Source organism: Selenomonas sp., assembly GCF_052169755.1.
GTDB lineage: Bacteria > Bacillota > Negativicutes > Selenomonadales > Selenomonadaceae > Selenomonas.
Genome location: NZ_JBQNBV010000053.1, coordinates 1 through 12,844, shown reverse-complemented (window position 1 = coordinate 12,844; position 12,844 = coordinate 1). Strand labels below are relative to the sequence as shown.

The window sequence follows — 12,844 nt, the reverse complement described above, 5'->3', positions numbered from 1 at the left end:
TTGGCTTTCTCATGCAAACTACATGCGATGATTCAAGTTTTTCCGCTCCATATTCAGAATCCCTGTCAAAATCTCAATATTTTTCCTTCTCCAGTCATCGCACTCTTTCAGGATTCTTCCGCGTGCTGCTCACCATAACGCCCCTTCCGCGCACGCTCCGCCACGGGGACGCGCGTGCCATCGCTTCTCAGTTCATAGATTTTCTGCGTCTTGCGATCATAGACGATGCTTGGCAGCCCCATAGCCTTGTTCTTCTCAAGCGCAATACGCACCGCCGCATCAACACGTCGCACGACCATTTCATCCGTGATTGCATCTGTTGCCATCATGCCGCCTCCTTCAAACATCTTTCCTTAGCTGCCACTATATCACATTTTCCTTTCCGTTTTCAACGAAAAGGGGCTGTTGCACAGCAATGCATGTGCGACAGCCCCTCCCATCAATATTTCCTTTCCTGTATCGCGATCGACGCGATGTCTGCGGGATAGACGCTGTCCTTGACAAAGACGGTGCGCTCGACCTTTTCACCCGCCAAGACCTTCTTCGCCATCTCCATGAGGAGCGGTCCCTGCAGCGGGTTGCCCTCGACGGTGCAGTTGCTCTTGCCCTCGATCATCGCCTGGAAGATCGTGCGCGTGCCGTCGCACGAAACGATCACGATATCCTGCCCGGGCTTCAAGCCTGCCGCTTCAATCGCTTCGATCGCGCCGAGCGCCATGTCGTCGTTCTGCGCGAAGAGAATATCGATCTTGTCGCGATAGCGCTTGAGCATCTCCGTCATGACCTGCCTGCCGCCGTCCTTCTGGAACGTCGAATTCTGCGCGACGAGGATCTCGTATCTGTCCTTGTTCGGCGACGACGTCATTTCATCGCGAAAACCCGTATCGCGTCGCTCGACGACGGATGCTCCCGTCGGTCCTTTGATCTCAGCGATGTTGAACTTCGCACCGCCGTCGCGCGGCGTTTTCCCTTTTTCGTGCATGTAGCCATCGAGCCAGCGGAACGCTTCGCGGCCTTCGCGCACAGAATCCGTGCCGATGCGCATGACATAGAGGCTCTCATCGTTCGTTTGAAGATCGCGGTCAACGACGATCACGGGGATCTTCGCTTCCTTCGCTTCCTTCAGCACCTCATCCCAGCCCGTCGCCACGATGGGAGAAAAGGCGATGATGTCAACCTTCTGTGCGATGAAGGAGCGAATCGCTCGGATTTGATTCTCCTGCTTGAGTTCCGCATTGGAAAACTGCAGATCGATGCCGGCATCCTCCGCCGCCTGCTTGATCGACGCCGTATGCGCCGCACGCCACGTCGACTGTGCGCCGATCTGTGAGTAGCCCATCGTGATCTTACGATTGCCCGATCCCGGCTCCGCGCTGCCGACCTTGCTCTTATCCTGTCCGCTCGTCGTACACCCCGCCGCTGCGATCGCTATGACCGCCGCCAGCAGCAAGGCAAAGATTTTCCTCATATCGCACTCCCCTTTTCGCACACCTTGATACAAGCATAAACATCCACTATCCAAGGCATAAGTTAATACTATCTTAAATTTAGCATTGAACCCCTGTTTTGTCAAGGAAGCGCGGAGAATTTCGGTTGACTTGCAGACCTTTACGCCTTAAAATTCAGCTATGAGCAATGTTTTGAAAGAGATAAAAGGATGTGTTCCATGCTACTCCATGAGATTCTGAAAAACGGGCGCGGCGAGGATATCGCCGTCATCGACCGAGGCCGCCGCATCACCTACGACGAGCTGCGGGAAGCCCTTCGCGCCTCACGCGACCGCTTCTATGCCGCAGGCATCCGTGCGCACGATCACGTCGCACTCTTTTCCCATAACCGCGCCGAACTTCTCATCGCCTACCTCGCAGTGAACTCTCTCGGCGCCGTCGCCGTGCCGCTCAACTACCAGCTCAGCGTGCGCGAAGCCGCCTACATCATCAAGGACGCCGACGTGCGTCATCTCGTGACGGAAAAAGAACTGCCGCTCGAATCCCACTTAGGACAGCAAGGCTACGGCGGCGAGCTTTGCCAACTGCCGCTCTCGGATGTCTTAAAGCCCGCGAGCGCCATGCCCGCGCCGAAACTCGCCAATGTCTTTTCCGAAGAAAATCCCTGCGTCATCATCTACACATCAGGCACGACGGGCGCTCCCAAGGGCGCTGTGCTCAGCCACAAAAACCAGCGCGTCAATGCGCAGCAGGTCATGGAACACCACGCCATCACATCCGATGACAAAGTGCTATGCGTCCTGCCGATGTATCACTGCTTCGCTTGGACATGCTCCGTCCTCGCGACGCTCACCGCCGGCGGCACAATCGTCATCGTCAACGGCTTCATGCCAAAGGAGACGATCCGCGCCATCCGCGAAGAAAGCGTCACCGTCATGTACGCCGTGCCGTCCGTCTGCGCCATCCTCACGCGGCAGGCGGAAGAAGCCGACTTGAAGAGCCTGCGCTTGACGGGCATCGGCGGCACGGCGCTGCCGCAGGAAATCGCCAACGCCTACCGCGAGAAGTTCGGTCTGACGATTTACGAAGTCTACGGGCTCTCCGAAGCCTCGCCCGTCGTCACGATGGACTCGCCGCGCCACTACCGCCCCGGCTCCATCGGCGTACCCTTGAAAGGGCTTGCCGTCATCATCGCAGACGAAGACGGCAAAGAACTGCCGCGCGGCACGACGGGCGAGCTGCTCGTCAAGGGACCGACCGTCATGAAAGGCTACTGGCACCAGGACGAGGCGACGGCACGCACCATACAGGACGGCTGGCTGCACACGGGCGACATCGCACGCATGGACGAGGACGGCTTCGTCTACATCGTTGACCGCATCAAGGACATGATCATCAGCATGGGCGAAAACGTCTATCCGCGCGAAATCGAAGAGCTGGTCTACGCCTTCCCCGGCATCGAAGACGCCGCCGTCATCGCCATCCCCGATCCTCTTCGCGGACAGGCGGGCGGCTGCTACTATACGGTAAAGAAAAACGAAGAAGTCGATATGCGCACCCTGAAGAAATTCCTGCAAAAGAATCTCGCCGTCTACAAGGTGCCGCGCGAATTTTGCCGGATCCCCGAGATGCCGCGCACCTCGACCGGCAAGATCGCCAAGCGCGAAATCGCACGCCTTTACCGCGAAGAGAAGTAACGCACGCACAAAAAAAGCGCCGCAGTATGCGGCGCAAATGAAGGGATGAGGTCTTGGATGGGACGCCCTCCCCAAGGGTACCAAGAACGGCTTGATCCGTGCTGTGTGCATCGTGCACCTTTCGCAGGCTGCGAAAGGTGCGGCTGCTGAAAGCCATCGATTTGTACGAACGTACCGCACGCTTCCCGAGTCAGTTCCGATCATCAGCTCCACCCGATTGTTGTCCCCAATGGCGGAGGGCGTTCCTTACGCTTCCGCCGTATTCCTCATTTGGAAGTCCGACGGAGCCTCTCTTCTTGCTTTTTATTATACTTTGAGAGAATGGTTTCGTCAAGCGGAAAATTGCATACGCCTCGTTTCTCTCAAGACTGCTAGGACTTTTCTACAATATTGCATTTTCATGAGAAACGCGTAAGAAAGAAGTGTTTTCATGCAAATGACAAAAAAGAGCCGTGTTCTTTTAATCGCCTTTTTAGGTATAATGTCCGCTATGGCGCCGTTGGCGACCGACATGTACCTGCCCGCGCTGCCTGCGCTCTCGTCGGAGTTTTCCGCCTCGACTTCAGCGACGCAGCTGACCCTGACGATGACGATGCTCGGCATGGCGATCGGGCAGATATTCCTCGGGCCTTTGAGCGACATGTACGGGCGCAAAGCGCCGCTCTTCTTCGGCATGATCGTCTTTGCCCTCGTCTCGGCGGGCTGCTTCTTCGCAAGAGCCATTGAGCCGTTTCTCGCGCTTCGCTTTTTGCAAGGCTTTGCCGGCGCGAGCGGCATCGTCATCGCGCGCGCCATCGCGCGTGACGTCGCACAAGGCGTCGAGCTCACGCGCTTTTTATCCATCCTCATGCTCGTGAACGGCCTTGCGCCGATCCTCGCGCCCGTCCTCGGCGGTCAAATCCTCATCTTTTCCTCGTGGCGCTTCATCTTCGCCGTGCTTGCCGCCATCGGCGTCATCCTTGCGCTCTGGACGCTCAAGACGCAGGAAACCTTGGCGAAAGAGGAGCGGCAGGAGAGTATGACGGCGAGCTTTCGCACCTTTCCCGCACTGCTTCGCGACCGCTACTTCTTCGGGCACTGTTTGGTGCAGTGTTTCGTGTTCGGCGCGTTCTTTTCGTACATCGCCGGCTCTTCCTTCGTCTTTCAGAACATCTATGGCGTTTCGGCGCAAAGCTACAGCCTGATCTTCGGCGGCATCGGCGCAGGGCTTTTCTTCGCGGGGCTTCTGCCCGCTCGCCTTGCAGGACGCGTCAAAGACATCACGATGCTCAAAGCCTCGCTCTTCGTGCCGCTCATCGGCAGCATACTGCTCCTCGCCGCTTTCAGTACAGGCTCCGCGCCGCTCGCGCTCATCATCGTCCTGCTCTTCGTCACCGTCGTACCGCTCTCCGTCATGGGCACGGCGAGCTTTTCGCTCGCGCTCTCGCGCCAAGGCAAGAACGCCGGCGCAGCATCCGCGCTCATCGGCTTCTTCTCTATGGTGCTCGGCGGCGTCATGATGCCGCTCGTCGGCATCGCCGGCGACCATACGGCGATGCCTATGGCGATCCTCATGGTCACAGGCTACAGCCTCGGCGTCGCTCTGTTCTATACGCATGTGGCGAAAGGGTAGGCACAAGCAGCGATACGCTTTGACGAAACCCTCTGCGCAAGATATCATAAACAGCAAAAGATGCTGCCGATAAACGCTCAGCCCCAACCTCAAAACGAAGAATCCCCGCCCAAAGTTTGGACTGCCGGAGGCGAGAGCGTCTTATGCGTTGAGCGCTTGGATCGACGCAAGGATTTCCTCTCCCGCGCCTGCGTCTCGTATGCGGTCATGGCAGCACAACGACAAATGACAAATTAAGGAGGACTTTTTATGAACCCCACCGCCCCCTCTCTTCTGAAGGCTGTGCTTTGCACCTTTTTCTGCGCCGTTCTTCTCCTCACGGCAAATACGCCTGTGCAGGCGGCGCGCTACGACCTTGACCAAACCGACATATCCTATACGAGCGACGGCAGAAGCTACACGCTGACGAAGTACATGCCGCCGCAGGCTCTCATTGGCTCCGGTCCGCGCGGCGAATACTGGATTGAAGACTGGGCGCAGTCGGGGTGGGATGCGTACTTCGACTATGATGAGGCGAGCGATACCTTCACGCTTTACAACCATGCGGGACCGTACCAACGTCTGATGTTTCTCGAATATGATGAGCTTTTGGTGGACGAGCTGATGAACGGACAGGTCATCGACAGCACGATCTACAAAAAAGGCCCCGACGGCATATACAGCGCCTACATCTCCCATATCGGCGCTACATGGACGCTCGACCGCTACATCACCGACGCATTGGAAATCTTCGACGACGAAGGGGGCAATGCGATCGCAGCATCTCCCGCCAGCTACACGTCGACCGTCCCGGGCGACGGCAGCCTGCGCGATTTCGTCCTCAAAAAGTCGCCGATGACCTCCGCTCCACCGTTCTGCGGCAACCGCTACATGCTCATCGACGACTACGACGATGACGAGTGGGTCGCTTTCTCCTACGATGCGTCCACGGGCATCTTCGCCATGTACAACGCAGCTTCCGGCGACGAGCCATACGCCTACCGCAAGTTTTCCGCCGACTACAGCCGCATGGAAAACCAAGGCATGAGCAGCGGAAACAGCAGCGGTGTATTTATTCGCGATGCTTCCGGCATATATTCCAGCGATTCGGTGGAGATTTACAAATACATCACGGACGGTCTGCTCCTCTTCTTAAACAACCGCTGATAAATGACGTCTCTCGCACGTATGAAGATGGGCGGCTGAATGTATCGGCGCTTCCTTAAAACCATCCGATCATGCACGGAAAACAAAAGGGTCTTTACACAAATCAATCGGCTTGTGCAAAGACCCTTTTTTCGCGGCTTCATTGCATCCGCGCTTCCTAGCTTCGATCGCTCGCCAGCGCCAGTGCATACACGGAGGCGGCGCCCGCCTTTCGCAGCACGGCGGCGCAAGATCCGAGCGTCGCCCCCGTCGTCAGGATATCGTCGAGCAGCAGGATGCGCTTTCCTGCGAGCAGTGCGCCGCCTTTTTCCGCCAGCGAGAGCGAGAATGCACCGCGCACGTTCTCGATGCGCGCACGCTCGCCCAAGCCGTACTGCGGCGCGGTGGCGCGGCTTCTCGCCAAACTTTCCGAAAGAGAAATGCCCTGCGCCTTGAGCCACGCGGCAAAGATCAGTTCTGCCTGATTGAAGCCGCGCTCTGTCTGACGCTCCGCATGAAGCGGCACGCATACGGCGAGATCGGCAGATACGATCTCCTGCGGCAATTTCGCCGCAAGAAGCGCCGCATGGATATAGGGCAGCGCGCCGCGCCTGCCGCGATACTTCAGATCGCGGATCAGCTTCCCGAGCGCACCCGCATACGAGCCGACCGCCCATGCGCCGTCGAGCGCGGCGCAGGCTTCAGTGCTGACCGCAAGACGATGGGGCTGCACCGTGCGCGAAAGACAAGGAGCGCACCAGCCGCCGCGCTCCTCGACATACGCGCCGCACGCCGGACAGTGCGTGGGAAAGACGATGGACGCGAGAGCGTCACCGAGAGCGGCGAGATGCGCGGCGCACCTCACGAGAGCAGCGGGCTTTCGCCGCCCGCGCCTGCGAGTCTCTCGGCGAGCAGCGTGTAGCGCCGCCGCGTCTTGTCGTTCGATACCGCCGTAAAGACCGCCGCTTTCGAGCCGAGCAGCACGACCTTCTGCCGCGCACGCGTCACCGCCGTATAGAGAAGATTCCGCTGCAGCATGATATGATGCGCCGCGACGAGCGGCAGCACGATCACAGGGTACTCGCTGCCCTGGCTCTTGTGCACGCTCATCGCGTAAGCAAGCGTCAGCATCCGAAGCTCATTCGGCGCGTAGTCCGCCGTCAGCTCCTCAGAATAGCGTACTTTGACGCCGTCTGCCGAGACTTCCGCGATGAAGCCGATATCGCCGTTAAAGACGCCCTTCGTGTAGTCGTTCTTCGTCTGCATGACCTTGTCGCCGCTGCGAAAGACCTGCATACTGTTCCGAAACTCCGCCTTTTCGGGCGCGGGCGGATTGAGCGCCGCCTGCAAGAGACGGTTCAGATTGTCAACGCCGCACGGCGTGCGGTGCATGGGCGAGAGCACCTGCACATCCGTCAAAGAGCGAAAGCCCTCGCGCGGCAGTTCATCGCGGCAGAGCGCGACAATGCGCCGCGCCGCCGCTTCCTCATCGGGTATCTCCAAAAACTCGAAATCCCCGCCCGCCGAAAACTGCGGCATACGCCCGCGATTGATCGCATGTGCGTTCAAGACGATCGTACCCTCGCCGCTCTGACGGAACACCTCCGTCAGGCGCACGCTCGGAGCCGCGCCCGAGCGCAGAATATCCTTCAAGACCGCCCCGGGGCCGACGGCGGGCAGCTGATCGACATCGCCGACCAAGATGACACGCGCACCCTCCGGCACAGCATCGAGAAAATGCTCCATGAGCACAATATCCATCATCGACACCTCGTCGAGAATGATCGCGTCGGCATCCAGCGGATCATCGGCGTCCTTCTCGAAGAGGGGCGAGCCGTCGGGGGCAGAGCCGCCCTGTGCGCCCAACAGACGATGCACCGTCTCCGCCCTGCGCCCCGTCGCCTCTGCGAGCCGCTTCGCCGCACGCCCCGTCGGTGCACCGAGGAGTACCGAGAGCCCTTGACTTTCAAGAACCGCGATCATACCGCGCACGACCGTCGTCTTCCCCGTGCCGGGACCGCCCGTCAGCACGAACACCGCATGATCGAGCACGGCGGCGACCGCTTCCCGCTGCTCCCTGGCAAGCGTGATCGCCGCCGTCCGCTCCCAGTCAGCGACGATGGCAGCAGCCTTCTCGCTAGAAAGCACCGCCGCCTTCTGCTGCAAAAAGAACAAGATCTCTGCCGTGCGCTTCTCCGCGCGATAGAGCCACGGCGGATAGACGAGCGTATCTGCGCCGACATCCTCGGCGGCGAGCCTTTCGGCGGCGAGCGCCTCCTTCAAGACCGCGCGCACCTCCTCCGTCGGCGTGCCGAGGAGCTTCGCCGCACGCTCCGTCAAAACGGGCGCAGGGATGCAGCAATGCCCCTGCTGCGAGACGGTGAGGAGCGCATGACCGATTCCCGCCTCGATACGCTCTCGGCTGTCCTCAGTGATTCCCGCGCTCCTCGCAATCGCATCCGCCGTCAAAAAGCCGATGCCCGCGACATCACGCGCCAGACGATACGGATGCTTCTCCATGACCTCGATGGCAAACGAGCTGTATACCTCGAAGATACGCGCCGCATACGCGCCCGACACGCCGTGCATCTCAAGCCACAGCATGATCTCCCTAAGCTCCTCTTTCTCCATATAAGATGCGTGGATCTTCGCCGCCGTCCTCTTGCCGACGCCCGCGACCTCCGTCAGACGCGAAGGCTTCTTCTCAATGATCTCCAACGTCTCCTTGCCGAACCTCTGCACGAGACGATGCGCCATCGCCTCGCCGACGCCCGCGATCGCGCCCGACGCGAGGAAGCGCTCGATTCCCGCGAGGCTCGTCGGCGCCGAGACGCGAAACGACGACGCCTTGAACTGCTCGCCGAAGCGCGGATGACGCACCCACTCGCCCGAAAGCGTCAGCTCCTGCCCCACGAGCGGCGCGGGCGCATTCATCGTCACCGTCACGAGACCGCGCCGCCCCGAAGGGCGCAGGCGAAAGACCGTAAAGCCCCCCTCGGGCGCGGCAAAGACGACGCCTTCCGCCGTCCCTTCGAGCGTTTCCATGCTGCACCTCCTGCCGTCTGGCGGCTCTTTTCCTGCGCGGCACACTGTACGCCGCGCTACTCGGCGAGCGCTTCCCAGCGTGCGTAGCGCTCCTCGATCTCCTGCTCCTTCGCCGCATAGAGCGCGGCGATCTCCGCGCTCTTTTCGGGATCGCCCTGCACCTCGGGCTGATTCATCTCGAACTCAAGCCCCTTGAGTTCCGCCTCCGCCATAGCGATCTCCGCCTCGGCGCGTGCGAGCATCTCGGTGCGTCTGGTCTCCGACAGAGAAGCGAGGCGGCGCTGCTCCTGCTCCCTGCGGCTGGCGGCGCTTTCCTCCGCCGTCTTAGAAGCATTTGCGCCGCCCGCCGCGCCTGCGGATGCCCCCGCCTGCGTCCGTGACACGTCTGCCGCCCGCCGCGCGGCGGAAGCTGCATCCGCTTTCGCCGCCTTTTTCGCCTTCGCGCCCGCCTTTTCCGCAGCAGCTTCCGCCGCTTCCTTCTCCTCGATTTCCTTCTTCATGCGGTAATAGCTGTAATTCCCCTCATACTCGCGGAGCGTGCCGTTCGCCAGCTCCGCCGTCGTATTCGCCACCTTGTCGAGGAAATAGCGGTCGTGCGAGACCACGACAAACGTGCCGGGAAACGCCATCAAAGCCTCTTCGACCGCCTCTCGCGCAGGAATGTCGAGATGATTCGTCGGCTCGTCGAGCACGAAGAAATTTGCCCCCGTCAGCATGAGCTTCAAAAACGCCAGCCGCGCCTGCTCGCCGCCCGAAAGATCGCCGATGCGGCGAAACACCTCGTCGCCATAGAAGAGAAACGCGCCGAGATACTTGCGCGCCTCTTCCTCCGCAATGCCGAAATCATAGTTCAGCTCGCCGACCAAAGTATTCTCAGGATGCAGCCCCTCGTGCTGCTGCGAAAAATAGCCGATCTTCACGCGGCTGCCGATCTTCACGCGCCCCGCCTGCGCCGCAAGCTCGCCCAAGAGCACGCGCAGAAGCGTCGTCTTGCCCGCGCCGTTCGGCCCGACGACAGCGATGCCGTCGCCCCTTCGGACGAGCAGCGACAGATGCGAAAACACCGCGCGGTCAGAGAAAGAAAACGTCACATCCTCCAGCTCCGCCACGCGCTCGGCGCACTCCGCCGGCGGATGAAAGGCGAAGTAGCTGAAACTCGCCTTCTCCGGCGCGAGGACGATGCGCTCCATGCGGCGCAGCCGGCTCTCGCGCCCGCGCGCCTGCTTCGCCTTGACGCCCGCGCGGTAGCGGCGGATAAACTCCTCCGTGCGGCGGATATGCTCCTGCTGCTTCTCATAGGCGGCGAGAAGCGACTTTTGCCGCTCGGCATACACCTTTTGAAAATACGTATAATTGCCTGCATACGAAGTCACCGTGCCGCCCGAAAGGTCAAGAATGTGCGTCGCCACGCGGTCGAGGAAAAAGCGGTCGTGCGAGATCAAAAGCACGCCGCCCGCATAGTCTGCGAGAAAACCCTCAAGCCACTCGATCATCTTGATGTCGAGATGGTTCGTCGGCTCATCGAGAAAAAGGAAGTCCGGCTCGCGCAAAAGCGCTTTCGCAAGGCATATTCGCGTCCGCTGCCCGCCCGAGAAATGCCGCACATCCTTCGAGAAATCTTCCTCCGTAAACCCCAGACCGAAAGCGACGCGGCGAATGCGGCTCTCAAACGAATAGCCGCCGAGCCGCTCGAACGCATCGACGACGCGCCCATAGAGCGCGATCTTCTCCTCGTCGGCAGACGCGATCTCCCCCTCGAGCGTCCGCTTCCGCTCCGCAAGCTCGATGACATCGGCAAAAGCGCGGCGAAACTCCTCATAGAGCGTCCCCTCGCCGAACGCCGCCTGCTGCTCGACATAGCCGATCACCGCGCCGTCGTCGAGCTGCACCGAGCCGGCATCCGCCTCTTCCGCGCCCAAAAGACAGCGCATCAACGTCGTCTTGCCCGCGCCGTTCGCACCGACAAGACCCGCGCGCTCGCCACGGCGCACCTCGAACGATACATCATGAAAAATCTCACTTGCACCAAACGATTTGGCAAGACCGATGACCTTCACCAAAAGCCCCCTCTCTGCAATAACGATTATTTGAACAATCCTTCTATCTCTTGATATAGGAAACACGGATAAAATGAAGTCGCCCAGATTTGCGCAGATGCGTGAAGATGGGCAGCTGAATTTATCCGTGGTTCCCATAATCTCTGCCAATATTCACAAGCGCTTCGCCCTTCGTGCCGCCCTCGATCAAAATGCAGGGGAACGGCATACCATAGAAGAGATCGACGCTCTTACCGGCTGCCATAATCGTCGTCTGCTCGCGGTCGCTCCTCTTGCCCGTCTCCACACTGCGGATGACAAAGCCCTTCGTCTGCAAGATCGCAGCGACCTCCGCACCCGCGCCCGTGATGCCGCTTGAATTGATGACCGTGACGGCGACCTCGCTCGGCGCAGGCGGCTTCGTCTCATCCTTCGGCTTCTCCTGCACCTTTGCCGCTTCGCCGTCCGTCGGCGGCGCTTCCTTGCCCGAAGGCTTTCGCTCCGCCTCGTCAAAGCGAAAGCCCTCGGGCAGCTCATCCTTATACTTCGCCGCATAAGACGCGGCGCGATCTGCCGCCTCGCCTGCAAAAGGCGCCCCCGCCGCACGCGCCGCCATGCGGCGCAGCTCCACGACATCGGGAAGCCAATAGCTGACGCCCTTGTACCATGCAGGTCTGCCCGGAGCCATCTCCGCCGCCAGCCCCTCCTCCTGCACCTTCTTCATCACTTGCAGGAACTCGATCATATCGCCCACACTGAGGTCAGTCTGGACGCTCTTCGCCACCTCGCCCACGATCTCGGGCAGCTTCGCGAAGACCTCGGGCGCAGTCACCTTCTGCAAAACCGCACGCATGAATCGCTGCTGGCGGCGAATGCGCCCGATATCGCCCTCCGCGTCGCGGTAGCGCACATATTGAATCGCCTTCTCCCCCGTCATGTGCTGCATCCCCGGATCAATGTCGATGACAAGTCCGCCGTCGTCGTCCCAAGGGTCCTCGTAATACATGCGCTTCTCCACGTCGATGTCGATGCCGTCCAAAGCGTCAATGATGCGCTCGAAAGCATGTACGTCGATGAGAATATAGTAGTCCATCGGCACATCGAGCAGCTGCTCAAGCGTATTCTTCGTCAGCTCGTACCCGCCGTAAGCATAAGCGGCATTGATCTTGTCGTAACCCGCCCCCTCGATGGCGACGCGCGTATCGCGCGGAATCGAGAGAAGCGCGGCTGTCCCCCTCTCGGGATCGACCGTCGCGACCATCAGCGTATCGCTGCGCCCCACATCGTCCTTTCGCTTATCGACGCCGAGGATCATCACATGCACCTCCGAGCGCCCTGCGATCATGCCATCCGCCGCCGTGCGGCGCACAAGACCGCCGCTGAAAAAATACGCCGCCGCAGCAGCAGCGAAGACGACGAGCAAGATAGCGACGAAGATCACGACCCTGCGATAACTGCGCTTTTGCTGCAATGCTTTCCCTGCTTTCCATCACTCAAACGCTCCGCCGCTCGCCGAAAAGCTCCATCGGCGCACTAGAGCTGCATCACTTCATACAACATAGCAGTATAGCAAAAAAACGACGCTGCCGCAATAAAAGCCGCAGAAACCCGACGCAAACGACGCCGAAGATTTATCGCCGACAAAAGGACTGCGCATCCATGAGAAGATCGATGCTGCATCCATCCGTAATCCATTAACAATGCAACAGTTGACCAAATAGCGTAACATTGTTATAATGGTTCAAAATATCCATATTGCAAAAATGCCTTAGGTTTTATGTCTTAGAGGAGGAAATTATGTTCAAAAAAAGAACCGCAAAGCGTCATCTGGCGCTCTTCGTCGCGCTCGCTCTCAGCAGCGGCACGCTTCTCACAGCAGCT

Annotated in this window: 9 protein-coding genes; 3 read left to right on the top strand and 6 right to left on the bottom strand. The window is 59.8% G+C overall.

What is annotated here, in order from left to right; genetic code table 11:
* Nucleotides 1–107: 107 nt before the first annotated feature.
* Together ACTTKG_RS05295 and ACTTKG_RS05290 are read right to left on the bottom strand one after the other, a co-directional pair.
* Nucleotides 108–326, bottom strand: a complete 219-nt coding sequence (locus ACTTKG_RS05295; RefSeq protein WP_442673212.1) for a hypothetical protein — start codon at nucleotides 324–326, stop codon at nucleotides 108–110.
* Nucleotides 327–439: 113 nt separating this feature from the next.
* Entirely contained in the window at nucleotides 440–1,468 is a 1,029-nt protein-coding gene (locus ACTTKG_RS05290; protein WP_442673211.1) for an ABC transporter substrate-binding protein, read from the bottom strand.
* Nucleotides 1,469–1,666: 198 nt separating this feature from the next.
* On the opposite strand from ACTTKG_RS05290, the gene ACTTKG_RS05285 reads away from it, so the two are divergent.
* The 3 genes from ACTTKG_RS05285 to ACTTKG_RS05275 all read left to right on the top strand — a co-directional run bounded on the left by ACTTKG_RS05285 (nucleotide 1,667) and on the right by ACTTKG_RS05275 (nucleotide 5,903).
* Entirely contained in the window at nucleotides 1,667–3,145 is a 1,479-nt protein-coding gene (locus tag ACTTKG_RS05285) for a class I adenylate-forming enzyme family protein (protein WP_442673210.1), read from the top strand.
* Nucleotides 3,146–3,575: 430 nt separating this feature from the next.
* Nucleotides 3,576–4,757 (top strand): multidrug effflux MFS transporter, encoded by a 1,182-nt coding sequence (locus ACTTKG_RS05280; RefSeq protein WP_442673209.1) that lies wholly within the window; start codon nucleotides 3,576–3,578, stop codon nucleotides 4,755–4,757.
* 249 nt (nucleotides 4,758–5,006) lie between these two features.
* On the top strand, nucleotides 5,007–5,903 hold the full coding sequence (locus tag ACTTKG_RS05275; protein ID WP_442673208.1) for a hypothetical protein: 897 nt from the start codon (nucleotides 5,007–5,009) through the stop codon (nucleotides 5,901–5,903).
* A 157-nt stretch (nucleotides 5,904–6,060) separates the two neighbouring features.
* Here ACTTKG_RS05275 and ACTTKG_RS05270 read toward each other — a convergent pair whose 3' ends face one another.
* From ACTTKG_RS05270 to ACTTKG_RS05255, 4 genes are all read right to left on the bottom strand, one after another.
* Nucleotides 6,061–6,747: a ComF family protein gene (locus tag ACTTKG_RS05270; protein WP_442673207.1), complete on the bottom strand. Its 687-nt coding sequence runs from the start codon at nucleotides 6,745–6,747 to the stop codon at nucleotides 6,061–6,063.
* Nucleotides 6,744–8,927 (bottom strand): SF1B family DNA helicase RecD2, encoded by a 2,184-nt coding sequence (gene recD2 / locus ACTTKG_RS05265; RefSeq protein WP_442673206.1) that lies wholly within the window; start codon nucleotides 8,925–8,927, stop codon nucleotides 6,744–6,746. The genes ACTTKG_RS05270 and recD2 overlap by 4 nt, the downstream gene beginning before the upstream one ends.
* Before the next feature lie 56 nt (nucleotides 8,928–8,983).
* Nucleotides 8,984–10,984 (bottom strand): ABC-F family ATP-binding cassette domain-containing protein, encoded by a 2,001-nt coding sequence (locus ACTTKG_RS05260; protein ID WP_442673205.1) that lies wholly within the window; start codon nucleotides 10,982–10,984, stop codon nucleotides 8,984–8,986.
* A gap of 121 nt (nucleotides 10,985–11,105) precedes the next feature.
* On the bottom strand, nucleotides 11,106–12,434 hold the full coding sequence (locus ACTTKG_RS05255; protein ID WP_442673204.1) for an LCP family protein: 1,329 nt from the start codon (nucleotides 12,432–12,434) through the stop codon (nucleotides 11,106–11,108).
* Nucleotides 12,435–12,844 lie beyond the last annotated feature (410 nt).